This window comes from Arthrobacter gandavensis (genome assembly GCF_039528575.1).
In the GTDB taxonomy this organism is placed as follows: Bacteria; Actinomycetota; Actinomycetes; order Actinomycetales; family Micrococcaceae; genus Arthrobacter_B; species Arthrobacter_B citreus_B.
In genome coordinates this window covers 74732-98843 of the sequence record NZ_BAAALV010000002.1, presented here as the reverse complement: position 1 = coordinate 98843, position 24112 = coordinate 74732, and the positions used below count along the sequence as shown (strand labels likewise).

General features: G+C 66.5%; 23 protein-coding genes and 1 tRNA gene. 10 read left to right on the top strand and 14 right to left on the bottom strand.

Translation table 11 applies throughout. The features are described from left to right. Positions 1-63: 63 nt before the first annotated feature. From ABFX29_RS03650 to ABFX29_RS03640, 3 genes are all read right to left on the bottom strand, one after another. Positions 64-1074 (bottom strand): inorganic phosphate transporter, encoded by a 1011-nt coding sequence (locus tag ABFX29_RS03650; protein ID WP_152224951.1) that lies wholly within the window; start codon positions 1072-1074, stop codon positions 64-66. Then, positions 1075-1692, bottom strand: a complete 618-nt coding sequence (locus tag ABFX29_RS03645) for a DUF47 domain-containing protein (RefSeq protein WP_152224949.1) — start codon at positions 1690-1692, stop codon at positions 1075-1077. 221 nt (positions 1693-1913) lie between these two features. Further along, on the bottom strand, positions 1914-2558 hold the full coding sequence (locus tag ABFX29_RS03640; RefSeq protein WP_152224947.1) for a hypothetical protein: 645 nt from the start codon (positions 2556-2558) through the stop codon (positions 1914-1916). A 171-nt stretch (positions 2559-2729) separates the two neighbouring features. On the opposite strand from ABFX29_RS03640, the gene ABFX29_RS03635 reads away from it, so the two are divergent. Further along, a tRNA-Lys gene (locus ABFX29_RS03635) sits at positions 2730-2802 on the top strand. Between the two features lie 89 nt (positions 2803-2891). Here the strand turns inward: ABFX29_RS03635 and ABFX29_RS03630 are convergent. Both ABFX29_RS03630 and ABFX29_RS03625 read right to left on the bottom strand, forming a co-directional pair. Beyond that, a complete protein-coding gene (locus tag ABFX29_RS03630; protein ID WP_152224945.1) occupies positions 2892-3173 on the bottom strand; it encodes a CDGSH iron-sulfur domain-containing protein in 282 nt (93 codons plus the stop codon). Then, entirely contained in the window at positions 3170-4255 is a 1086-nt protein-coding gene (locus ABFX29_RS03625; RefSeq protein ID WP_152224943.1) for an iron-containing redox enzyme family protein, read from the bottom strand. The genes ABFX29_RS03630 and ABFX29_RS03625 overlap by 4 nt, the downstream gene beginning before the upstream one ends. A 145-nt stretch (positions 4256-4400) precedes the next feature. On the opposite strand from ABFX29_RS03625, the gene ABFX29_RS03620 reads away from it, so the two are divergent. From ABFX29_RS03620 to ABFX29_RS03610, 3 genes are all read left to right on the top strand, one after another. Then, a complete protein-coding gene (locus ABFX29_RS03620; RefSeq protein ID WP_152224941.1) occupies positions 4401-4982 on the top strand; it encodes a hypothetical protein in 582 nt (193 codons plus the stop codon). A gap of 165 nt (positions 4983-5147) precedes the next feature. Further along, on the top strand, positions 5148-5876 hold the full coding sequence (locus ABFX29_RS03615) for a hypothetical protein (protein WP_152224938.1): 729 nt from the start codon (positions 5148-5150) through the stop codon (positions 5874-5876). After that, a complete protein-coding gene (locus tag ABFX29_RS03610; RefSeq protein WP_152224936.1) occupies positions 5873-6610 on the top strand; it encodes a hypothetical protein in 738 nt (245 codons plus the stop codon). Before ABFX29_RS03615 ends, ABFX29_RS03610 begins: the two co-directional genes overlap by 4 nt. A gap of 176 nt (positions 6611-6786) precedes the next feature. On the opposite strand, the gene ABFX29_RS03605 is transcribed toward ABFX29_RS03610, so the two are convergent. Genes ABFX29_RS03605 through ABFX29_RS03590 form a run of 4 tightly spaced genes read right to left on the bottom strand, consistent with a single transcriptional unit; the run spans position 6787 to position 12092 of the window. Then, positions 6787-7065 (bottom strand): HPr family phosphocarrier protein, encoded by a 279-nt coding sequence (locus ABFX29_RS03605; RefSeq protein ID WP_152224934.1) that lies wholly within the window; start codon positions 7063-7065, stop codon positions 6787-6789. A 39-nt stretch (positions 7066-7104) separates the two neighbouring features. Then, positions 7105-8799: a phosphoenolpyruvate--protein phosphotransferase gene (ptsP, locus tag ABFX29_RS03600; RefSeq protein WP_152224931.1), complete on the bottom strand. Its 1695-nt coding sequence runs from the start codon at positions 8797-8799 to the stop codon at positions 7105-7107. A gap of 33 nt (positions 8800-8832) precedes the next feature. Beyond that, the gene (locus ABFX29_RS03595; RefSeq protein WP_152224929.1) at positions 8833-11031 is read right to left on the bottom strand and encodes a PTS fructose transporter subunit IIABC; all 2199 of its coding nucleotides are present in this window, start codon (positions 11029-11031) and stop codon (positions 8833-8835) included. After that, positions 11031-12092 (bottom strand): 1-phosphofructokinase family hexose kinase, encoded by a 1062-nt coding sequence (locus ABFX29_RS03590; RefSeq protein ID WP_152224927.1) that lies wholly within the window; start codon positions 12090-12092, stop codon positions 11031-11033. Before ABFX29_RS03590 ends, ABFX29_RS03595 begins: the two co-directional genes overlap by 1 nt. A gap of 150 nt (positions 12093-12242) precedes the next feature. Between ABFX29_RS03590 and ABFX29_RS03585 the strand changes: the two genes are divergently transcribed. The 3 genes from ABFX29_RS03585 (at position 12243) to ABFX29_RS03575 (ending at position 14201) form a co-directional block, all read left to right on the top strand. Continuing rightward, positions 12243-12890: an alpha/beta hydrolase gene (locus ABFX29_RS03585; protein ID WP_152224925.1), complete on the top strand. Its 648-nt coding sequence runs from the start codon at positions 12243-12245 to the stop codon at positions 12888-12890. Between the two features lie 151 nt (positions 12891-13041). Next, positions 13042-13308, top strand: a complete 267-nt coding sequence (locus ABFX29_RS03580; RefSeq protein WP_152224923.1) for a GlsB/YeaQ/YmgE family stress response membrane protein — start codon at positions 13042-13044, stop codon at positions 13306-13308. A gap of 146 nt (positions 13309-13454) precedes the next feature. Then, positions 13455-14201 (top strand): hypothetical protein, encoded by a 747-nt coding sequence (locus ABFX29_RS03575; RefSeq protein WP_152224921.1) that lies wholly within the window; start codon positions 13455-13457, stop codon positions 14199-14201. Between the two features lie 7 nt (positions 14202-14208). Here the strand turns inward: ABFX29_RS03575 and ABFX29_RS03570 are convergent, their stop codons facing one another. Then, entirely contained in the window at positions 14209-15414 is a 1206-nt protein-coding gene (locus ABFX29_RS03570) for a DUF445 domain-containing protein (RefSeq protein ID WP_152227144.1), read from the bottom strand. A 244-nt stretch (positions 15415-15658) separates the two neighbouring features. Between ABFX29_RS03570 and ABFX29_RS03565 the strand changes: the two genes are divergently transcribed. From ABFX29_RS03565 to ABFX29_RS03555, 3 genes are read left to right on the top strand one after another with little or no spacing between them, the layout of a single operon-like run. Beyond that, a complete protein-coding gene (locus ABFX29_RS03565; RefSeq protein ID WP_152224919.1) occupies positions 15659-16549 on the top strand; it encodes a glycerophosphodiester phosphodiesterase in 891 nt (296 codons plus the stop codon). Between the two features lie 14 nt (positions 16550-16563). Continuing rightward, positions 16564-18417: a glycoside hydrolase family 15 protein gene (locus tag ABFX29_RS03560; RefSeq protein WP_275124634.1), complete on the top strand. Its 1854-nt coding sequence runs from the start codon at positions 16564-16566 to the stop codon at positions 18415-18417. After that, positions 18414-18812, top strand: a complete 399-nt coding sequence (locus ABFX29_RS03555) for a DoxX family protein (protein ID WP_152224915.1) — start codon at positions 18414-18416, stop codon at positions 18810-18812. The genes ABFX29_RS03560 and ABFX29_RS03555 overlap by 4 nt, the downstream gene beginning before the upstream one ends. Before the next feature lie 62 nt (positions 18813-18874). Here the strand turns inward: ABFX29_RS03555 and ABFX29_RS03550 are convergent, their stop codons facing one another. The 4 genes from ABFX29_RS03550 to pta form a co-directional block, all read right to left on the bottom strand. After that, a complete protein-coding gene (locus ABFX29_RS03550; protein ID WP_152224913.1) occupies positions 18875-20059 on the bottom strand; it encodes a zinc-dependent alcohol dehydrogenase in 1185 nt (394 codons plus the stop codon). 146 nt (positions 20060-20205) lie between these two features. After that, positions 20206-20595, bottom strand: coding sequence for a hypothetical protein (locus tag ABFX29_RS03545; protein ID WP_152224911.1), 390 nt, complete (start codon positions 20593-20595; stop codon positions 20206-20208). 155 nt (positions 20596-20750) lie between these two features. Further along, positions 20751-21887, bottom strand: coding sequence for an acetate/propionate family kinase (locus ABFX29_RS03540; RefSeq protein ID WP_152224909.1), 1137 nt, complete (start codon positions 21885-21887; stop codon positions 20751-20753). Then, entirely contained in the window at positions 21888-23960 is a 2073-nt protein-coding gene (gene pta, locus ABFX29_RS03535; RefSeq protein WP_152224907.1) for a phosphate acetyltransferase, read from the bottom strand. Positions 23961-24112: the final 152 nt, after the last annotated feature.

Here is a 24112-nt window from a genome sequence, read left to right as displayed (position 1 = left end):
GAGCCGTAACTGGCCTCTCGGCGTGTTTGGGGTTGGGTCAGGGCTGGCGCGGAACGTGCGGGCTTAGAGCAGCGGGCTGAGGGCGAGCAGGAAGATGCCGCCCAGCAGTGCAGCAGCCGGAGCGGTCACCAGCCAGGTGAAGAGGATCTCGCGCAGCGGAATGAACCGGACGGCGGCAAACCGGCGGTTCGCGCCGGCACCCACAACTGCGCTGGTCATGGTCTGCGTACTGGAGAGCGGGATGTGCAGCCAGAGCCCGCCCAGGAAGAGCATTCCGGTAGCCACGGCCTGGGCGCTCATGCCGCGCAGCGGATCAATCCGCACCAGCCGGTAGCCGAGGGTATGGGTAATCCGCCAGCCGCCGAAGAGGGCCCCCACGGCCAGAGCGACGCCGGCGAACACCTGCACGCCCCAGGGAATCCCGCCGCCGGTGGAGTAGCCGGCAGCGGCAAGCCCCAGCACCAGGACCGCCATGGTCCGTTGCCCGTCCTGCATACCGTGGCCCAGTGAGAACGCAGCAGAAAGCACGGACTGCGCGATCCGGTTGCCGGCATCGCCGCGACGCAGCGAGCTGTACCGCATCAGCCACATCACCGGGTATACCAGCAGGTACGCCAGTACGAAGGCGATCACGGGGGAAAGCAGCAGGGGCAGGGCAATCTGGTCCCAGAGGAGCCGGAAGGACTCTGAAACGCCCGGCCCGCCTACCAGCGGGGAAGCGGCAGCGGAACCCACGATCCCGCCCACCAGGGCGTGCGTGGAGGACGAAGGCATGCGCCGCCACCACGTCCACAGGCCCCACGCGCACGCAGCGGCAAGTGCGGCTATCAGGATGCCCAGGCCGTTGCTGCCTTCGGGCAGCTTGACGAACAGGTCCGCCAGCACCAGGGCCAGCGCCGTGCTCATGAGGGCGCCCAGCAGGTTGAAAACGCTGGCCAGCACGACGGCGACGCCCGGGGTGAGTGCCCGGGTGCGGATGGCAGCGGCCACCGAGTTGGAGACGTCGTGAAAGCCGTTGATGAAGGCGTAGGCACCCGCGAAGGCGAATACTGCCACCAGCAGTACGGTGGTCAACTACGATTCCCGGACCAGGATGTTGCCGACGTAGGTGCCGAGCCGGCGCAGTTCCTTGGACGCAGCGGCCAGCTGGTCGGCCAGGTCACGGTGGCGGATGTAGGCCAGTGCCTTGTGGTCGTGGATCAGCTCGGCGAGCCAAATGCGGTGCGTGCGTTCCACCCGCTTGCTCAGCCGGAGCATTTCGATCCAGTAGTCTTCCAGATCCTCAAGGGAGGCAAGGGTGCGCATGGCAGCCACCGAGAGCTCGGCCTGCCGGCCCAGCACCTCCAGCTGTTCGGCAGCCCGCCGCGAAACATTGGTCAGCTTGTAGAGCGAGACGATCTCCGCCGCACTGTCCAGCCGCTCCATGAGCGCCAGCAGGATCAGGGAGAGGTCGTACAGGTCTTCACGGGGAAGCGGGTTGATGAAGCTGGTGCGCATCTGCGTCATAAGCGCAAAGTGCAGTTCGGTGGTCTCCGCCTCAAGGGTATGCAGTTCCTCGGCGAGCCTTGGGAACTCTGCTGGGTCTGCTCCCAGCGCCTCCGAGAGGGTGGCGGTACCACTGACGGCCTGTGCGGCCATTCGGGACAGAAGGTCAAGGCCGGCGTTTTCCTGGGGAAACAGCCGGAGCTTCACCGGACTGGCCTGTTGCGCTTGGGGGTCATCACACCGGTAAGAATATCCGATGCGGAAAAGAGTAACGGTGCCGGACCGGGAGCGCCTCTCGGCGGAAGGCCGCTCGAAGCGGCTCTAAGTTGAAGCCCGGGGGTTCCGCGGTCCGACACCACTTTCAGTTTTCTACTCGGGGTCCCTGATGTCAACCGGAGTATCCACAGCCCTGGCACGGTGCCGCAGGCTCAGTCCAGTTCCCCGCGGCGCCACGCCTCGGCCGAGTGTTCGAGGTCTTCCGCGGTCAGCACCAGCTGCCGGGCATTGCGGGTCAGCTCCGTAGCCCGCGCACTGCTGGCCGCTTCCGCAGAGTCAGCGTGATGGGTTTCACCAAGTGCCACCACCCGGCAGAATGCGGCGAAACGCTCCAGTGCGACGTCGAACTCTCCTTCAAAGGCGCCGGAGAGAATGGTGTCCGCCATGGCGCGGACCTCTTCGGCGCCCATAGGCTCGGCGACGCCGGAGACCACCCTGGAGACCTGTGCTGCCTCCATGCCGGCGGCGTAGAAGGCTGCTACCTTCTCCGGGTTCTGCTGTACCGCTGCGCGCAGGGCGTAAAGGCGCCAGAGAGCGCCTGGCAGGGACCTGGCCGGACTCGTGGCCCAGATCTCGGCGACGGCCTCGAGGCCCTGCTGGTCGGCCAGTTCTACCAGCCGCCGGGTGACTTCGGGGTCATCGCTTTCCCTGCCGTGGTGCACCAGGGCCTGCGCCGCCAAATGGGCAGCTTCCGAAACCCGAGCAGGATCGGCGCCGCCGGGGTGGTTGGCGAAGTCCATGGGTGCGTACAGCTTGGGCTTGTGGTGACGGGGAACCGATGCATTCGACTCAGTCATGTCTTGAGAATACTCCCGCCGGTCTTCGGAATCGAAGCCGTTTTCCACAGGTGGAATCCACTTCGCGGGCAGGGGTTGATTATCGCCCCGGGGAGGGTTTCCACGATTACCAAGGGGTGCGATAAAGTGGAAAAGTCGATGGGGTGGCTCTGCTGCCGCCGTATCGATGGGGGGCCTTTAGCTCAGTTGGTAGAGCATCGGACTTTTAATCCGTGGGTCGTGGGTTCGAGCCCCACAGGGCCCACCCGCCGCTGAAAAGCGAGAACACCCCGGTTCCTTATGGAGCCGGGGTGTTCTGCTGTCCGAAGCTGTTTGGCGAGGCGCGAGGCGCCGTCAGTTTTCCGATGCCCGCCGAAGCAGTTTGTGCGTACCGTCGCACCAGGGCTTGATCCGTGATCCGGCACAGCGGCAAAGGGCAACCGTCTCCCGGTTCTTTGGCACCTCGTTGCCGCTGCTGTCCGTGATTTCGAAGTCGCCCCGCACCAGCAACGGTCCACCCGGACACTCCGTAACCGCGAACGGTTCTGATTCCCGGGCATCAGCGGACGGCACGACGGTAACTTCGGAACCGGGTACGGACACTTCGTCCGCGCCGGCGGCGGGCAGGATGCTCATGCCATCACTCCTGCGGCCGCTGCTGCGGCGTCCAGCGCCTGGGCGTCCGCGCGGGGCGGCGAATCCTCCCGGAGGGCGCTCCGGCCCTGCTTCCATGCCTCCAGCTGTTCCGCGCCCTGCAGGGCATCGAGCGTGAGGACGGTAGCGGCGCCAAAGAGGATGTCTTCCAGCAGGTGGGGTTCAGCCTCTGCCAGCCCTCCCGCGAGATCCCGGGCGGCGATCTGTTCGTGCACCGCATCCGCCTCAACGTGCTCATCAAAGTAGAAGGTGACCTCCGGTCCGTAGCCGGCGCGCTTGAAGCCGCGGGCGTAGAAGGAATTCGGGATCGATGAGGTCATTTCAAAGGCTGCGAGGTGCCCGGCGATGCAGCCCCTGAGGCGGCGGTTCAACCCGAAGAGGGACATGGCGTTGGAGGAGGCGAGCACCAGCGCCGGAATGCGGTCCAGGTAGCGTCCGTAGGCGGTGTCCAGCCCAAGCCCTTCCATGGTGCGGGCAAACAGTGCGGAGTGCATCCGTTCCGGGCGTCCGCCGCCGTACTCGTCAGCCTGGATTTCCACCAGGGCAGCCTTTGCCCGTCCCACGGCCAGGCGGGGGATCGCCCAGCTGTGCGGGTCGGCTTCACGGAGCTGGTACACCGAGCGCAGCACCAGGAATTCCCGAAGCTGGTCTTCGGTGGCGTGCCTGGCGATAAAACGGGACACGCTGGGGCCGTCGTCGTCAGCAGCCAGCGTGAACAGCGCCTGGGCTACGTCTTCCGCGACGGGGGAGGGAGCGTCGGGGACTGGAACGGCCTGCCGGAGGGCGGTTTCGAAAGCTGCCTCCAGCTTCCTGCGCACCCGGATGAGTTCCGGCTGCCATTCCAGGTCCGGGTCGATGCCGTCCAGTCCGCTGTAGTGGAGCTCGTACAGGAGGAAGAGGGCCAGCTGCAGGTCATCGTCACGCAGAACGTCCGTTGAGCCGGCGAGGATCCGGTCGGCGGCGCCGTCGAGCTTCCCGTACTGTTCGGCAGCCGCCTGCGGACCCTCATGCAGCACGGTCAGGAGCGCGGAGGTGAGTTCACCGCGCGGGGCAGGTACCAACATGTCATTCCTTAGCTGTGAGGCGTCGTGCAATGCTTGAGTCTTCCGAATACCTCGGCGGAAAACATTGTTTATCAGCATACTTGGTAGATTTTGGTGATGTAGCTGCCGCATGTCGCCTCGAGCCGCACGGAGAGGAGGCCAACGCGTGGATTCAGGCTTTCTGGCAGGCCTGCCTGCCCTCCTTCTGGCCGCTGCCGCTATAGGGCTTACAGCCCCGGGGCTCGACTCGGCCCTTCGCCGCGAGGATGGAGAGCGGCTCTTTTGGGTGAGCCTGACCGGCGGACTGGCCGTTGTCGCGGCGATTGCCTGGGCTTCACTCGCCGCCCCGGGTGCCGGGGCGGTGGTCGGCCTCCTGGCCCTGGGCGGGTCCGCCGGCGCCTGGTACTGGGTGGACCGCCGGCACCGGGCCAGAAAGCGTGCGCGGGTGGAGAAACTTCGGCGCCGCCGCCTTGAATCCCTCGCCCGGCGGCGTGAAGCCGTCCTGCTGGAATGGGGTTCGTACGAACTTGACCCTTGGAAGGGCGCGGAGTTCCCGGGACTGACGGACGTGCGCGAAAAAGAAACAAGCCAGCTGGCCCGCGCTGCGCGGGAGGCCACGGAGGCGCACGAAGCCGCCGGGTCGGACGCAGCGGACGATGCGGCAGTGGAGCGCTACGGCAGCGCGGTGGGCGATCTTGAAGCTGCCTGGGAGCGTGCCAGGGAAGCTGCCAGGCGGCGGGCCGGGTAGCCAGGCCGGGCTGGCCTTAATCGGCGCGCGGCTAATTACCGTTACTCGTGTTAATTGGAGCTGGCTCCCGCCTCTGCATATGGGGGGAACGCAGAGGGGGGAGCCAGTGCTAGAAGTATACTGATCCGGTCGCAGGGAATCCAATCGAGCAGCTACGGGGGTCAAATGGGGGTGTCCGCTAAGGCCTTCCAGAACTGGCGGACCCGTGTTGCTCCCAATGAATCCACCGCGGATCTGTGCCGCAGGACGGGCATCAAGCGCTCAACCCTGGCCCAGCAGCTGGTGCGGGGAAACGTGGCCGTGGCAACCGTGGTCCGCGTGGCCCGGGCCTACGGGCAGGATCCAGTGGCCGTGCTTTCCGAATTCGACGGATTCCACGGGCTGGCCGAAGGCCGCCGCGCCCCTACCCCCGCCGAGCTCATCAGCCAGGTTCCCTACCAGTGCATCCTGGAGTACCTCCTGGCCAGGGCGGGTGCCGACCAAGAGCATCCGGCCGTCCCCAGGGTGGCAGGGTATGCCGAATCAATAGCGGTGCGGCCCTGGTTCGACGCCGTGGATCCCGGGGACCTGCGCCTCGCGCTCTCAGCGGCCACGGGAATCGCTCCCCAGAACATTTCCGCCCAGCTGACGGCGGGACGCCTGGCTACGAAGCTCGCCGTCGAGGCCGCACGCCAGGCGGGCGTATCCCTGACCAGCGGGCTGGTGGTTACCGGCGTGCTGGAACCCGATGAGGGCGGCTGGCCGCCCACGGGCCGTGAAGAGGCCCTGGCTGCACTCACCGACGCTGAACTTGTCTCACTCGCCAGGGACAGGCTGGATGCGCTGGCCAAGGTGCTGCGCAAACGCGAACAAGACGAAAAGTACGACCACGCACTCTTGGAGAATTTGGGATGACCGCAGGATTCGCCGTACAGGTATCGGCGTTCGCGCTGAGTTCCCTTTTTGCGCTGTTCCGGCTGCCGGACGCCATCCGCGGCCGCAACCGCAGCATCTTTTTCTGCATGGTGCTCATAGCCGTCTCCACCGGCCTGAGCCTGTCAGTGATCTACGACTTCATTGATCCGCTGCTGGGTGGATTCAACCTCGCGAACCTGCTGCTGCGTTATTCGCTGTACGGGGTCTTCGTGATCCTGGGTGTGCGCGGCGCAGCAGCCTTCGGCGCCGACTGGGCGCGCCGCCTCATCGTCGGGCCGGTTGGACTTGCTGTCCTTGGGCTCACCGTTGTGCTGACAGCCGGGTTCTTTGCCGCCAGCGACATCCCTGTTACCTCGACGGGGCTGCTGGACTACAACGACCAGGTGACCGTTGAGGTGTACGGGATGCTCGGGAGGATGTATCCCGCCTATGTAGCAGCCTGCGTCTGCGCGCCGGCGCTCGCTGCCGCAAGGAACTCCCGATACCGGATGCCGCACCGCGTGGGGTCGGGCCTCTTCGGCACGGGCCTGGCGGTGGTGGTGCTGTTCACCGCGCTCACCCTGGTTGCAGACATCGGAGTCTTTATGCTGCTGCTCCCGTTTTCCGCGGTCATCCTGGTGACTCTCGGCCTTGCCGTCATGTGGATGTCGCACCGGCGGCAGATGCGCCGCCCCACGGGGGCTGCAGGCCTGCAGAACGTTACAAAAATGTGAGTTGAAAATCACTGGATTCGTTCACAAATTCATGACCCTGTGCCAGACTAATGAATATGTAACGTCCGCTGCCTGTGGGGGGTCAGCGTGAAGTTGCTATCGAAGCCAGCGGCCATTGGCCGCTGGCTTCGCTTTGTTCCGGGTCCTTATGGAATGGCGGCCGGGGCACCCTGTTCCTAGGTCGCGTCGAGGTCGGTTTCGAGGATTTTCACCAGCGCATCCAATGCGGCGTCCGCGCCGTCGCCTTCGGCACGCAGGACCACCACGTCTCCGTGGGAGGCACCAAGGCTCATGAGCGAGAGCATGCTTGAGGCATCCAGTGCTTCTTCGGCGGGCTCACCCTGCATCGCTATGGTCACTTCCACCGGCTGAGCGGCAGCCGCTTCGGCGAAGAGGGAGGCAGGGCGGGCGTGCAGGCCAACCCTGCTGGCTATGGTGGCTTCGCGTTCTGGCATCGGGGTTCTTCCTTCCGGGTTGGTGTTCTGCCGGCCTCGCTAGAGGCCAAGCTGTTCAAGGATGGGGAGCTGGCTGCGGACCTGGGTCCGGGCTTCGGCAGCGGTCCTGGCCACCAGTGCGGTTCCGGCAAGCGCCTGGGCCTCGGCGAGGGTCACGGAGGAAAGCACCGCGCCCACGGTGGACAGCGCCCGCGGAGTCATGGACAGGGTATTCACGCCGAGTCCGGTCAGCACGACGGCGAGGGCAGGGTCCGCGGCAGCCTCACCGCATACGCCAACATTGCGGGGCACGCTGTCAGCCGCACCGGCTAGCGCGCCGCCCTGGACCGTCATGGCAATCAGCTGCAGCACGGCAGGCTGCCACGGGTCGTTCAGGGACGCCAGGGTTCCCAGCTGCCGGTCAGCTGCCATGGTGTACTGCGTGAGGTCGTTGGTGCCCAGCGAAGCGAACTTCACCTTGGACAGCACGGCCTCGGCCTTGATGGCCGCAGCGGGCACCTCGATCATCACCCCCGGCGTCGCCAGGCCGGCGGCGGCGCACATTACGGCAAAGTCGGACGCCTCGTCGGCGGTGGAGATCATGGGGGCCATGACCCAGACGTCGCAGTCGTGTGAGCCGGCGGCGTCAGCGATCGCTTCCAGCTGGCGGGCCAGGACGCCGGGAGCCGACCGGTCGGTGCGGAAGCCGCGCACGCCCAGCGCCGGATTGGGTTCGCTTTTGTCAGTGAGGAACGGCAGCGGCTTGTCCGCACCGGCGTCGAGCGTCCGTACCACCACTTTCCGGCCGGGGAAGGCATCAAAGACCGCTCCGTAGGCTGCTACCTGTTCCTGCATGCTGGGTTCGGAGTCCCGGCCCAAAAAGCAGAACTCGGTGCGCAGCAGTCCCACGCCTTCCGCGCCGGCCGCAGCGGCTGCCTCGGCGTCCTTGCCGGACCCGACGTTGGCCAGCAGCGGCACCCGATGGCCGTCAGAGGTGCTGCCCACGCCGTTGAAGGCCGGAAGTGAGGAGCGGGCGGCGTATTTCTGTGCGGCTTCGCGCTCGGCGACGCCGGGGTTCACCACCACTGTTCCGGTTCCGCCGTCCAGATAGACTTCCGTGCCGTCAGCAATTGAATCCGCGCTGGCGGCACCTACCACGGCGGGCAGGCCCAGGGAACGGGCCAGGATGGCCGTGTGGGACTGCGGGCCGCCGCCGCTGGTAACCAGCCCGATCACGAGGGACGGATCCAGCGTTGCGGTGTCGGCCGGTGCCAGTTCCTCCGCTGTGAGGATAAACGGAACGTCCGACGCCGGAATGCCGGGTGCGGGCAGGCCGTCCAGCTGCGCCACGATGCGTGAGCGGACGTCCAGGACGTCCTGCGTACGTTCGGCCATGTACCCGCCCAGGCCCTGCAGCATTGCCGCTACTTCCAGCCCGGCTTCCCACACCGCCCGGTCCGCTGCCATGCCCTGGTTGATGTGCTTGCCGGCAGCCTTGAGCAGCATGGGATCCGTAGCCATCATCGCCGTTGCGTCCAGGACCGCCTTTGCGTCGCCCGAAGCAACGGAGGAGCGGTGTAAGAGGTCCTCCCGCACGGCATCCGCGGCGTCCTTCAAGCGGGCCTTTTCCTGGTCGACGGAGCTCTCCGGTGCGTACTTGGAGTCGGCGTCGGGCTCTGGAACGGGCGGAGGCATCCGGAGAGAAGGCCCAAGGACCCGGCCGGGACTGACTCCGATTCCCTTGATGGTGCGCATCACTGAACCTTCCTGTAAACCAAAACCGGATTCCTAGGCAACAACGGGTTCCTCCGCCTTCTTCGATCCGGTGAGCCGCTTGAGCCCAACGAGGACCAGTGCGCTGACGACCATACCGGCCAGGATGGCCACGATGAACATAAAAACGTTGCCAATGGCGAAGAAGACGAAGATTCCGCCGTGCGGGGCCTGCGAGGTGACTCCGGCGGCCATGCAGATGGCACCGGCCACCGCGCCGCCGAGCATGGTGGACGGGATGACGCGAAGCGGATCCGCTGCGGCGAACGGGATTGCGCCCTCGGAAATGAACGCGGCCCCCAGCAGCCAGGCGGCCTTGCCGTTCTCCCGCAGGGCCATGGAGAACTGGCTCTTGTCCAGGACCGTTGCCAGGGCCATGCCAAGCGGCGGGACCATGCCTGCGGCCATCACAGCGGCCATGATCTGCCAGGGAGCCTGGTTGTCGAACGCTCCCTCGCCCAGGCCGGCGACGGCGAAGGCGTAGGCAACCTTGTTGATTGGTCCGCCGAGGTCCGCGCCCATCATCAGGCCCAGGATCACGCCGAGTCCAATGGCGGCGACGCCGGTGAGCCCGGACAGCCAGTCATTCAGGGCGAGGGTCAGCGCCGCGATGGGCCCGCCCAGCACCAGCAGCAGCAAGCCGGAGGCTATGAGTGAGGCTATGAGCGGAATGATGACCACTGGCATCAGCCCGCGGAGCCAGCTGGGAACCTTCCAGCCGCCCACCCACATGGCGACGTAACCGGCCAGCAGGCCTCCGGCGATCCCGCCGAGGAACCCGGCGTCCATGTACAGGGCGACGGCGCCGGCAGTGAATCCCGGGGCAATGCCGGGGCGGTCCGCCAGCGCGTAGGCGATGTAGCCGGCCAGCGCCGGGACCAGGAACCCGAGCGAAATGTTTCCGATCTTCCAGAACACGGCACCCAAATATGCCAGCAGTCCGTCAGGGGGAAGGTTGAAGAGACCCGTTCCGTCCAGGAGGATGTCGCCGTTGGCGACGCCCTCGTCATTCGAGAGCGAAAGTTCATACCCGCCCAGCAGGAAGCCCAAGGCAATCAAGAGGCCGCCGCCGGCAACGAAAGGAATCATGTAACTGACGCCGGTGAGCAGGGCCCGCTTCAGCTGGCCGCCGAAGTTTTCCCCGCCAGTGGAGGCGCGTTCTTCCCCGCCCCCGCCGCCGCCGGACACCGTCCGGGCATTGGGGTCCTTGGCTGCGGCCAGGGCTTCCTCGATCATCACGCCTGGTTCGTCAATGCCGCGCTTCACCGGGCCGCTGACCAGCGGTTTGCCGGCAAAGCGGCCCTTGTCCCGGACATCGACGTCGACGGCGAAAATCACGGCATCCGCGTTCCTGATCACCTCGGGATCAAGCGGGGTGGAGCCCGCGGAACCCTGCGTCTCAACCTGCAGGTCGATGCCGCGCTCCGCGGCGGCGGCAGCGAGGGAATCTGCAGCCATATAGGTGTGCGCAATGCCGGTGGGACAGGCGGTCACCGCCACCAGGCGCTCAGGCCGGGGGCCTGTCGCTGATGCGGGGGCGTCGCCCGACGTCGCTGTCCCGCTGCCGCCATGCACCTCGCCGGTGCGGCGCTCGCCGGTACGGTCCTCGGCGTGGGCGCCGCGGTGTGCGCCTGAGGCCGCTGCTGCCGTCCCGCCGGCGGCCGCACCCGCGGCGCCGGACGCGCCATGCGGGGAGCCTGCAGGTGCGGCGTCCGACGCCGGAGTGCCGGCAGCGCCGGGCTGGGCCGATTCCGGCACCGGTCCCAGGCCCAGGGCGCCGTCTACCAGTTCGACGATTGCCTGCGGCGTCGCCGCGCTGCGCAGCGACGCCGTGAAGTCCTTCTTGATCAGCGACCGTGCAAGCTTTGCCAGCAGCTGCAGATGCTCCTGGTCCGCGCCCTCCGGCGCCGCAATGAAGAACACGATGTCCGCCGGACCGTCCTTGGCTCCCCAATCCACCGGAGGCTTCAGCCGGGCCATCGCCAGGGAAGCCTGTGTCACCGCCGCGGAACGGCAGTGGGGAATGGCGATTCCGCCCGGGACGCCGGTGGCCGTTTTCTGTTCCCTGGCCATGGCATCGGCAAACAGCTCTTCCAGCGTGGTTGCCCGGCCCGCGGCAACCACCTTTTCAGCCAGGTGGCGGATGACCGTTTCCCGGGTGCCGCCGAGGTCCTGGTCCAGGGTGACCAATTCCGGGGTAATGAGTTCTGACATCAGTGATGCTCCTTCGGCGTGGGTGTAGCCGGGCCGCGTCTGGTGCCCGAAGCGGGCACCGGATGCAGTTCAAGGGGGGTCACGGTTACGGCTCCGGGATCCGTTTGCGCGAGGGAAGGCACGGTGGTTCCCGGCAGGGAAGCTGCGGCCGCACCATGTGCCACCGCCTGGCGAAGGCACTCGGGCGGGGTTCTTCCCTCGGTGTGGGCAAGCAGGTATCCGGCCAGCGAGGAATCCCCGGCACCAACCGTGGACTTTGGGGTGACGGGCGGACGTGTTGCCAGCCACGCGCCGTCGGCGGTCACCAGCAGCGCACCCCGTGCACCGAGGGTGGCCAGAACCGCCCCGACGCCCCGCTCCACAAGGGTCAGCGCCGCGCCGGCGGCCAGGGACGGATCCGCTTCCAGCTCATCTCCGGTGGCCACGCCGGTTACCTCGGCGAGTTCTTCCCCGTTGGGCTTGAGCAGGTCAGGTGCCGCGTCGTGCAGCAGGGCACCCAGGAGGGGAGGGCCGGAGGAATCAATGGCCAGCCGCGGGGCGGCGGCTTCAAACCGTGCGCGCAGGGCATGGGCAACTACGGCGTAGTAGTCCGCAGGAACTCCTGGCGGCAGGGAGCCTGCCAGGACCAGCCAGCTTGCCGGGTCCGTTCCTTCCGGGCCGCCGCACGCGTCGACTGCCAGGGCCAGCAGGCTCTCTTGGACCGCAGCGCCCAGTTCCGGCCCGGGAAGGTTGATCTTCGTTGTGGTGCCGTCTGTCTCGGTGAGGGTGAGGTTTGCCCGCAGCGGGGCCCCGATGGGCAGGTTGCGGTGGGCTATGCCCGTGGTTCGCAGTGCCTGCATCACGGGGTCGGCATTGTCTCCCGGAAGCACTGCCACTGCGGGAAAACCGGACGCTGCAAGCGCCCGGCAGACGTTCACGCCCTTGCCCCCGGGCTCTTCGTGAACCCCTGCGGCCCGCTGAACGGCGCCGCGGACCAGGACTCCTGACAGTTCTACTGTCCGGTCAAGGCTTGGATTGGCGGTGAGCGTCACGATGGCGCCCCGGTTCTTTCCTGCGTACATGTGCCCCCGCATTCAGTGGCCGCGACGCACGACTATGCGCTGTCTGCAACGGTAGGTTCCCGGCTTATCCAATGCAATGCTTTGGCGTCCGGCCCGGGTGCTGGCTGCGGCAAACGTCCCGGGTGCCCGCTGGCGCCTAGGCTGGGTGGCATGCATCCGGTCACCTGGTCCGCGCCCGAGTCAGAGCGCGCGGGCACGCACCTGCTCGTTATGCTCCACGGCTACGGTTCGGATGAGTCCGCGATGACTCCGCTGTTCCGCCATTTGCCCCGGGGTGTCACCGGCGCTGCCCTGCGGGGACCCTTCGACGCAGGTGGGCGCAGCGGCTGGTTCCTGCTGGATCCGATGCTGGAATCGGACGAAGCCGACGTGCTGGCCGCGGGATCCAGCCTCCTGGGCACCATTGCCGAGCTTAAACGGCTGGGAGGGTTCACCGGGGTGTCCCTGCTCGGATTCTCGCAGGGCATGGCCATGGCAGTGACCGCCCTTCGGCTCCGGCCGGAAGACTTCACGTGTGTGGTCGGGCTCTCGGGCTTCATTGTTCCCAGTGAGCTGCTCGCGATGTCGGAGCCCCTTCCCGTGAGGGTCCCCTTTTTCTGGGGGCGGGACCGTGCGGACTGGGTAATCCATTCCGGTGCCGTGGCCGGCGCAGCCCAATGGCTGGAGGCGAACACTGCGCTAACAGCCCGGACCTACCCCGGCATGGGTCACCGCATTGGCGGCGAAGAAGGGCGTGACGTGGGCATTTTTCTCCGAACTTTCGCCCTTCCCACGGAAAAAAATAAGGCCCCTTATTAGCGGTCTGACTAGGCATTATATTTTTTTCGGGGGTCGGATCCGTGAAAAACGGCTTCGCGTAAGCATGCTTATGAAGTACGCTTATGGAAAGCGCGGCCCACAGGCCACGCAGACTTTCACTAGTCACTCACACACAGCAAGGAGTATTCACATGGGTATCATTGCTTTCCTTATTCTGGGACTCATTGCAGGCGCCATTGCGAAGGCCCTGCTTCCGGGACGCCAGGGCGGCGGATGGGTTATCACCCTCGTGCTCGGCGTCGTTGGCGCCCTGCTGGGCGGCTTCATTGGTAACGCAATCTTCGGTATCGGCCTCGAGGAGTTCTTCTCGATCCAGACCTGGATCGTGGCCATCCTCGGTTCGCTGGTTGTCCTGCTGGTCTACGGCATGATCACCAAGCGCGGCGCCCGCGCCTAGTAAGTCAGCATGCGGGCAGCGCCCGCAGCCAAGAACGGGCCCACGGAACATGCTTCCGCGGGCCCGTTCTTCGTTAACAGGCCGTCGCGTAGGCTGAATACGCGGATCGCCCGGACTGCGTGTCCGGCACTACCTAAGGAGCATCCATGGGCTTCAAGACCAACAGCGCACTCCGGCTGGCAGGCGGCGCCGTCTTTGACAGCGACGGACGCCCCAAGACCCACATTGCCCGCGGAATTGAGCGTGCCGTGGAAGTCCAGCGACCGCTGGTGCTGGCAAATATCCGGCGCCTGCAGCGCAGGCATCCCGATGCTTCCGCGGCAGAACTCGTGAAGATCCTGGAGCACCATTACCTGGCCGCAGTTGCCGGCGGCGGTGCCGCGGTCGGCGCAACCGCCGTGGTCCCGGCCGTCGGAACCGCGGCCGCCCTGGGGCTTTCCGCAGCGGCCACCTTCGGCTTCCTGGAGGCGACCGCGCTCTACGCACAGTCAGTCGCAGAGCTGCACGGGGTACGGCTGCAGGATCCGGAACGCTCCCGCACAGTGGTGATGGCCATCATGCTCGGCGAAGAAGGTACGGCCATGATGCAGCAGCTGAGCAAGGGCCAGCCCTGGGGAAGCGCCATGGGCGGGGCTTCGTCGGGGATGCTTGGCACGCTCGGATCCACCATTCGCAAACAGTTCCTGAAGAGGATGCTGGCGCGCCAGGGATCGGTGATCATTGGCCGGGCTCTCCCCTTGGGGATCGGTGCAGTCATCGGCGGAGCCGGCAACTACACTATGGGCCGGTCCGTGATCAAGGCTGCGCACCGGGCCTTCGGTGAAGCGCCGGAGACCATCCCGGGCGAGCTGGCCGCGGAGATCCGGGACCTGCCCGAGGGCCGCGGGGCCTGAGGGTGCACTAGCCGAAGATAGCGTGGGCCACCGAAAAGATGGCCAGTCCCGCCAACGAACCCACCACGGTGCCGTTGATGCGGATGAACTGCAGGTCCTTGCCGACCTGCAGCTCGATCTTTTCCGAGGTCTCTTCGGCGTCCCAGCGCTCCACAGTTTCGGTGATGACGCCGGCAATGTCCTTGCGGTACGTCCGCACCAGGTAGCCCGCGGCGTCGCCCACGTAAGCGTTGACCTTCTGTGCCAGCTCCGGTTCGGTAACCAGCCGGGTGCCGAAGTCCTGCACGGCGGATTTGAAGTTGGCGGTGAGCTCACTGTCCGGGTCATCCACGGCGTTGGCCAGGGCGCCCTTGATGGTTGCCCAGGTCTGCGCCATGAGTTCCTTCACCCGCGGATCATCGAGCACCTGCTCCTTGATCCGTTCCGCCTTGGCCATCGCCCCGGGGTCGTGCTGCAGGTCGGAAGCCAGGCCGCGGAGGTATTCGTCCAGCGAGCGTCGGACCTGGTGGTTTGGATCGTCCTGCACGGCATCCAGGAACCGGCCCAGCTCAACCTGCACCCGGTCTCCCACCAGGTCATCCAGGAAACTGGGAACCCACGACGGCGACCTCTCGGCCACCAGCCGGGCCACCACCTCGGGATTCTGGTGCACCCAGTCGTTGAGGCTGTCCACCAGGAGATCCACCAGCTGGTGATGGTGGCCCTCTTCAAATACCTGTTCGGCCATTCGTCCCACGGGCGGTCCCCACGGGACGTCCACCACGTGCCGCCGGAACAGGGATTCGAGGACATCGCGCACGGCTTCGTCGTCCAGGACACGCAGGATCCCCCGGATGGCGGCGGCTCCCTCAGTGGCTACCCGTTCGGCACCCTCGGGGCGGGACAGCCAGGCACCGGCGCGCTGCGCGATGCCGATCGAGTCGAGCTTGGTCTTCACTACCTCGTCGGAGAGGAAGTTGTCCTCCACGAAGTCGCCCAGGGTGGCGCCGATCTGGTCCTTGTTCCGGGGGATAATCGCGGTGTGGGGGATCTTCAGCCCCAGCGGATGCTTGAACAGGGCGGTGACCGCGAACCAGTCGGCCAGGGCGCCGACCATCCCGCCCTCCGCAGCGGCGCGGACGTACTGCAGCCACGGATAGCGGTCCTGGAGGGCAAACGCAATCACAAAGATGATGCCCAGCAGCACCAGCAGCCCGGTGGCCACCAGCTTCATGCGGCGCAGCGCCGCGGCTTTGACGGCATCCTTCTCCAGCAGCGGTGTGCTCACCGGCGCTCCTCCAGTCCCAGCTCGGTTGCGGTGCCGGTCTCCCGGTGCGCGGCAAGTCCGCGCCTGTCCCGCACTGCCATCTAATCAGCAGCACGGCTCCGGCGCCACGCTGCGTGGGCAGCCGTGCCTGCCGTGCGGTTCGAGGCTGCTCACGTAGCGTGGAGGTCCGTACCCGAGCGAAAGGCCACACGTGCAGCCCAAGATCTATGCCCACCGCGGAGCCAGCGGACAATACGCGGAGCACACTAGGGCTGCGTACCTGCAGGCGCTCGAGGAGGGTGCCGACGGCGTGGAATGCGATGTCCACCTCAGCTCCGACCTTGAGCCGGTCCTGCTGCACGACTCCGTGCTGGACCGCACCTCCAACGGCACCGGACCGGTGTCCGGCCACACCCTGGAACAGCTTCGCTCCCTGGACTTCAGCAGCTGGAAGGGGGTGGAGATTCCGGCGGACCGGGGCAGTGCGGCAGAGCAGTTCCTCACCCTTGCCGAACTGCTGGACCTGCTCCTTGCGGCAGGGCGGGACGTGGGCCTGGCCGTTGAATTCAAGCAGCCCGGTCCGTTTGGCCTGCGGCTCGAAGACACCGTCCTTTCGCTCCTGGCGTCCAGGGGCTGGGACGCGGCCACATCCCGCCTCGCCAATATCCACGTCAGCTTCATGAGCTTCAGCCCGGAGTCGGTCGCCCACCTGCGCCGCAGCGTGGACGCAGAGTTCGTGTGCCAGCTGGTGTCCGACGTCGGCGCCGCAGCGATTGCCGAAACGGCAGCCGTGCTGCCGGAGGGAAGCGACGCCCGTGCCGTGCTGGAGGAAGGCCTGGGCCAGGCCCTGTCCCTGCTGGCTGCCGGAACCGCCGGCATAGCGGGTCCGGGAGTGGAGTACATCCACTCCCATCCCGGGACGGTGGGGGACTGGGTGAAGTCCGGACGGACGGTGCGCGCGTGGACAGTGGATGAACCAGCGGACGCAGAGTTCGCTTACGCACTGGGAGTCCGGGAGTTCACCACGAACCATCCCGCCCGGATGCGCCGCATCCTCGACGACCTCACCGGCTCCGGAACAGGCACGGCGCCGCAGCCGTAGGCCCCGCGGCGGGCTTGTGGTTGAGTGGTGCAATGGCCACTCCAATCGAGGACTACGCCCTGATTTCGGACCTCCATACCGGTGCGCTGGTGTCCCGGACGGGGAGCATTGACTGGCTGTGCCTTCCCAGGTTCGACTCGCCGTCAGTGTTCGGGGCGCTCCTGGGCACCGAGGAGCACGGCCGGTGGCTCTTGGAGCCGTGCCAGGCCGGGGCGCGGGTGCTGCGGCGGGAATACCTTGAATCCACCTTCATCCTGCAGACCCACTGGCGCACCGTCAGCGGCGAGGTGCTGGTAACAGACTTCATGCCGGTCAAGGACCGGCGGGCCTCGGTGGTGCGGCGGGTAGAAGGACTGGCCGGAACGGTGCAGATGCGCCAGGAGCTGCAGTGCCGGTTCAACTACGGCACCACTGTGCCCTGGATGCGCCGGGAGACCGTGGGCGGCGTCGAACGGCTGCTGGCCATCGCCGGTCCCAGTGCCATGGTCCTGAGCGGAGGGAACATTCCGCACGGCAGTGACCACAGGCATACCGGAGAGTTCACGGTAGGCAAGGGAGAGACCGTGGACCTGGAACTGCTCTGGTACCCCTCCCACCGCGAGACGCCTGAGGAGGCGGATATTGACGCTGCCCTTGCGGTCACCACCCGGTACTGGCAGGACTGGGCCGGACTCTGCGTGGACCGGGACCGCTACCGGCTGCCCGTCCGGCGCTCGCTGCTGGTACTGCGCGCACTGACCCACGAAGACACCGGCGGGATTGTGGCGGCACCTACGACGTCGCTGCCGGAGGAATTCGGCGGGTCCCGGAATTGGGACTACAGGTACTGCTGGCTGCGGGACGCAGCGCTCACGCTTGAGGCGATGATGACCCACGGGTACGACGACGAAGCGGCGCACTGGCGGAACTGGCTGCTTCGGGCCGTGGCCGGTGACCCGGGTGACCTGCAGATTATGTACGCGGTGGACGGCGGGCGGGAGCTGCCCGAGAGGATCCTTCCGCAGTTCCCCGGCCATGCCGGCTCGCTCCCGGTCCGGCTCGGCAACGGTGCCGTTGAGCAGTACCAGGGCGACGTCGTCGGCACGGTGATGGTGGCATTGGCCAGGCTCCGGGACCGCGGAGTCGCTGAAGACAGCTTCTCCTGGCCGCTGCAGCGCGCGCTGCTGGGATTCCTGGAACGCCACCTGGAGGACCCCGACCACGGAATCTGGGAGGTGCGGGGGGAGCCGCAGTTCTTTACGCATTCCCGCGTCATGATGTGGGCGGCGTTCGACCGTGCTGCCCGGGCGGCACGGGAGAGCGACATGGAGGGGCCGGTGGAACTCTGGGAAGCAATCCGGGACGGACTGCGTACTGAGATCCTTGACCGCGGCTACGACGCGGGCCGGAATACGTTCGTGCAGTGCTACGGCGCTGCCGAAGCAGACGCCTCGCTCCTGCAGCTCACCCACGTCGGGTTCCTGGACTACGACGATCCGCGGATGCTCGGGACCGTGGCCTTCCTGGAGCGGGAACTGCTCAATGGGCAGGGACTGCTGCTGCGCTACCGCAGCGGGACGGGAGTGGATGGGCTGGAACCCGGGGAGAACCCCTTCCTGGCCTGCAGTTTCTGGCTGGCCGAACAGTACGCCCACACCGGTCGGCTGGACGAGGCGATCCGGCTGATGGACCAGCTGGTGGGCTACGCCAACGAGGTTGGCCTGCTGAGCGAGGAATATGACACAGTGAACGGGCGCATGGCAGGCAACTATCCGCAGGCGTTCTCCCACCTGGCGCTGGTCCGGGCGGCGGATGCCATCCACGCCGCGGAAGCCGGCCTGCTGCGCCGCAGGTCCCAGACAGCCGAACCGATGGAAAGCAGCCCATGAACAAACAGAACGCCTCTGCCGCGGCCATGGCTGCCCTCCTTGGCATCAGCGCGGTCAACCACTTCCGCAACCCCGGCTTCTACGCAGGAGTCGTTCCCCACAGCCTCTGCCGGGACAAGGGAGGCCGCTTCGGCGTGCTGACCCGCAGCCAGTGGATCAGTGCCAGCGGCGTCATCGAGGCGGCCGCTGCCGGGGCCCTGCTGGTTCCGGCCACCCGGCGGGCAGCCGCCACCGGGACAGCGCTGATGTACGTGGTCTTTATTGCCGGCCACCTCAGTGCCCTGGAGCGGGCCTTCGGGGAGCAGGGTTCGGACCGTGACAAGGTGATCCACGCCGTGCGCCTGCCCCTGCAGCTGCCCCTCATCCGCTGGGCCTGGAGCCTTCGAGGAGCCTAAAAACAGCTGTTCCCGCCCGGTAGTCCGAGCGGGAACAGCTGTTTTCGTTACTTCAGGAATGCCTAGTTCAGGCCCGGCTGGAAGACCACCTTGATGCAGCCGTCTTCCTTCTTCTGGAACTTCTCGTACAGTTCCGGGGCCTCCTCAAGGCCGGCCCGGTGCGTCACCAGGTCCATGACGCCCAACGGATCCGCGGAGTCCTCAACCAGCGGAAGCAGGTCATCGATCCAGCGCTTCACGTTGGCCTGGCCCATGCGGAAGTTCAGCTGCTTGTCGAACATGGTCATCAGCGGCATGGGGCTGGCGGTGCCGCCGTAGACGCCGCTCAGGGAAACCGTGCCGCCGCGCCGCACCGCGTCGATCGCGCTGTGCAGCACGGACAGCCGGTCCGTTCCGGCGGTCTCCATGGCCTTCTGCGCGAGTGCATCCGGGAGCAGACCTACAGCAGCCTGGGCGAAGGACCCCACATGGGAGCCGTGGGCTTCCATGCCGACGGCGTCCACCACCGAGTCCGGTCCGCGGCCCTGGGTCATCTCACGCAGCTCATCGCCGAGATCCTTGGAGAAGTCCAGCACTTCGGCCCCGTAGCGGGCGGCAAGGTCCCGGCGTTCTGCCTGCGGTTCGATGCCGATCACGCGGTAACCGAGGTGGGTGCCGATCCGTGCGGCGAACTGGCCTACGGGACCAAGCCCGTAAACGGCTAGGGTTCCGCCGTCGGGCACATTGGCGTACTGCACGCCCTGCCAGGCGGTGGGAAGGATGTCGGAGAGGAAGAGGTACTTGTCATCCGGGCCTTCGGAGCTGACCTTGATGGGGCCGTAGTCGGCGTGCGGGACGCGCAGGAACTCAGCCTGTCCGCCGGGAACCGAGCCGTAGAGCTCCGAGTAGCCGAACAGTGCCGCCCCGGAACCCTTTTCCCGTACCTGGGTGACCTCGCACTGGGTCTGGAGGCCCTGGCGGCACATAAAGCACTCGCCGCAGGCAATCTGGAACGGAATCACCACGCGGTCGCCGCGCTTGAGGTTGGTGACGGCGCTGCCGACCTCTTCCACGATGCCCATTGGCTCGTGTCCCACGATGTCCCCGGCGTTCATGTAAGGGCCCAGGACCTCATAGAGGTGCAGGTCCGAGCCGCACAGTGCGGTGGAGGTGATCCGGATGATCGCGTCCGTAGGCTCCTGGATCACCGGATCGGGAACCTCTTCGACGCTGACCTTCCGCTTGCCCTGCCACGTAACTGCCTTCATCCTGACCTCCTGCTGGTTGCTGCGGGATAAGTTGCCACCATCCTGCCAAATTTATAAGCCTGCTGACAATTGTGCGGCGCGGCGGGGCCCGGGAGGGTGAAGCGGCGGACGGGAAGAATGCGTGCTGCCGGCGCTGCAGGCGGGCGCTATCCCGGACGGCGGAAAACCTCCGTGCTGCGCTGCAGGAACGCCAGCTCGAAGGCCAGCTCGTTGTCCAGGGGATCAGGATGTTCCGGTACCCGCGGAAGGCATACGGGCAGCCGTTCGGGGATCTGCACCGAAACCGTCGTGTGCCCGCCGGCGACGGGCTGGGAGGGCACTTCATCTGCGCGGGCAAGGAGCTCGTCCAGGGCCAGCGCGTCCAGATGGGATGCGCGTGAGAGGTTCACAATCAAATGTGCGCCCAGCAGGGCAGTATGCCGAAGGATCCCGACCAGGTCGCCGCAGTTTTCCGGCACCAGGCATCCGCGCACTTCAATGCAGGCGGAAGAGGTCTTCGTGTCGATTCGTACCAGTACCCGCAGGGTGTGCTCCATGCCAGCTCCACGCACAAGAAAAATCCGCGGCCTCTGCTTAACCTGACCTGCAATATAGCAACGGTTTGCGGGCGGTGTCGCCTTGGAAGGGCTCCTCGTTCCGGAATGTCCGAGTACCCGCCAGTAGGGTTGCGGTGCGCCGGTGCCCGTGGTGGCTATTCGCGTCCTGAGGCGAGCACCGTATCCACGGTTGCTTCGGCGATGGCTTCCTCTTCGTCGGTTGGGACCACCAGTACCTCGATCGCCGATTCCGCCGAACTGATCCTCCGGACCTCTTTCGAGCGCACGGCGTTGGCCTCCGGGTCGAGGCGCACGTTCAGTGCGCCCAGCATGTCCACCACCTGCGCACGGAAGTCGCCGGCGTTCTCGCCGATCCCGGCAGTAAAGACGATTGCCTGCGCCCCGCCCACAGCCACATGGTAGGCACCGATGTACTTCGCAAGCCGGTAGGCGGCTATTTCAAGGGCCAGCCGGGCCTGCTCACTGCCGGCATCGGCGTCCACTTCAACCTCCCGCATATCCGCTGCGCCGCCCAGTGCGAGCAGCCCGGATTCCCGGTTCAGCAGGTTGTCGATGTCATCCGGGCCGTAACCCTCCCGGCCAAGGAACACCAGGATGGACGGGTCGATGTCCCCGGAGCGGGTTCCCATGACGAGTCCGGCCATGGGGGTGAAGCCCATGGAGGTGTCGATGCTCCGGCCCTCTTTCAGGGCCGTCACGGAGGCGCCGTTGCCCAGATGGGCGATCACGGCGTCGAGCGTCTCCGCCGGCACGCCCAGGAAATCGGCGGCCAGCCCGCTTACGTAGTCGCAGCTGGTCCCGTGGAAGCCGTAACGGCGGATCCCGTACCTGCGGTACAGGGACTGCGGGATGGCGTAGCGCCAGGCACGCTGGGGAAGGGTGCGGTGGAACGCGGTGTCAAAGACCGCCACCTGCGGGACATTCGGATACAGGTCCGCTACGGCACGGATACCCATGGCGCTGGCTGGATTGTGCAGCGGAGCCAGCGGGCTGAGGCGTTCAATGGCGCGGGTGATCTCGTTGTCCACCAGGACGGGCTGGCTGAAACGCTCGCCGCCGTGGACCACCCGGTGCCCGACGGCGTCGATGGACTTCCCGTCCAGGGCCTCGGCGACTTCCCGGTGCAGGCGGACGAGCGCCTCGTGGTGGTCCGGGACCTCCTGGCCGCCAATACGGTCAATGAGGCCCTTGGCCACAACCTCGCGCGTATCTGTGTCCCGTACCTGGTACTTCAGGGACGAGGATCCGGAGTTGACCACTAGAACCAGCATTTAGTCCTCCTGCGCCTGGACGGCGGTGATGGCCACGGTGTTGACGATGTCATCAACGGTGCAGCCGCGGGATAGGTCGTTGACCGGTTTGCGCAGGCCCTGCAGGATCGGGCCGACCGCCACTGCGCCGGCGGACTGCTGGACGGCCTTGTAGGTGTTGTTGCCGGTGTTCAGGTCCGGGAAGATGAACACCGTGGCCTGGCCGGCCACGGAGGATCCGGGTGCCTTGGATGCCGCCACCGAGGCATCCACGGCGGCGTCGTACTGGATGGGGCCTTCCACCGGCAGTTCGGGGCGGGCCTTGCGGACCAGCTCGGTTGCTTCGCGAACCTTTTCCACGGAACCGCCCTTGCCGGAAGCACCCGTGGAGTAGGAAAGCATGGCGACCCGCGGCGTAATTCCAAACTGCTCGGCCGTGTCCGCGGAGGCCAAGGCAATGTCCGCGAGCTGCCCGGCGTCCGGTTCGGGGTTCACTGCGCAGTCGCCGTAGACCAGCACGCGGTCCTGGAGCAGCATCAGGAACACGGAGGAGACAATCTGCACGTTTTCCCGGGTGCGGATGAACTCAAGTGCCGGGCGGATCGTGTTGGCGGTGGTGTGCGCTGCGCCGGACACCATTCCGTCCACCCTGCCCAGCTTCACCATCATGGTTCCGAAGTATGCCCCCTGAAGCATACGTTCGGCGGCTTCGTCGAGGGTCACGCCCTTCTTCGCCCGCAGCTGCTGGTACTCCCGTGCGAAGTCGTCCCGCATTCCGCTGGTAGCCGGGTTGATCACGGTGATCCCGCTGAGGTCGATGCCTTCGCTGGCGGCCAGTTCACGGACCTGGTCGGCAGGACCCAGCAGCGTCAGGGAACAAACGTCGCGGCGCCGCAGGATCTCCGCCGCGCGCAGGATCCGCACGTCCAGCCCTTCGGGCAGCACGATGTGCTGGCGCTTGGTACGCGCCCGGACAATGAGCTCGTTCAGGAACCGCAGCGGCGTCGTCTTCTCCGGACGGGGCAGCTCCAGGCGTTCAAGCAGTTCGTTTTCGTCCACGTACCGGGACCAGACTCCAAGCGCCGCAGCGACCTTGCGCGGCTGGCCGGTTGCGATTTCGCCGCGGACGTTGCTTACGTCGCGCGCCGCGGCATAGGTGTCCGACTCCACTGCGAAGACCGGGAAGGGCGCCTGGGCCAGGAGGGCCAGGATTCCCGCTTCCAGGGGCAGGCCGCCGGTGAGGATCATGCCGCTGGGGACCGGAAACTCGGAGGAGAAGGAGGACGCCAGTGCTGCCACCATCACATCCGCCCGGTCACCGGGTGCGATCACCAGCGAGCCGTCCGCCAGCTGTCCGATGAAGTTTCCCACGGTCATGGCCGCCACCTTCACACCGGTGACGTCCCGTTCCAAGGACCGGCTGCCGGCTATCTGCCGGGCGCTGAGCGCCTTGGCGACTTCGGAAATGGAAGGCTGGGAGATTTCGTTCAATTCCGGCAGTACGTAGACCGGACGGTGGGAAGCGCCGGGCCGGACGTGGGCGCGCAGCTCATCCACGGCGCCTTCCTCGGCGCGGTTCACCATCACGGCCAGCAAATCGCACTTGGCGGCGGCGAGCTCGCGCCGGGAAACGTCGACGGCGTCTGCCGCTTCTTCCACACCCATGTCCCGGGCGTTTACCACCGCCATGACCATGGCACCCAGGTTGTTCGCAAGGCGCGCGTTGAGATCGAACTCCAGGGCGACGTCGTGCCCTGAAAGGTCCGTGCCCTCCACGATCACCACGTCACAGTCCGCCGCTATTTCGCTGTAGACCGCCAGGCAGCGGGCATCAACTTCGCCCCGCTCCCCGGCAACCAGCAGTGCGCGCAGCTCCGGACGGGTGAGGCCGCCGCGGCAGTTGGAGGTGCTGAGGTCAAAGCGGCGCTGCATCAGCCGCACCATCGGGTCGTTCTCGCGGTCGGTGCCCTCCACGATCGGACGGAAGAAGCCGATCCGGTCTGCGTGCCGCTGGAGCATGTCCGCCAGGCCAAGGGTGATCAGGGACTTGCCGGATCCCGGAGTCATGGCGCTTACATAGATTCCGCGGGCCATGGCGATGTCCGTTCTCTAGGAAGGCGCCCGCGCGCAGGCGGGCCTAATCCATACTTGCAAAGCCAACTGCACATAGCCAGCAGCCTGTGTTTACACTTGTACCCGCGGCCTTCTTATGACCGTTCCTGGCATCCCCCCACAGCAAGGACCCA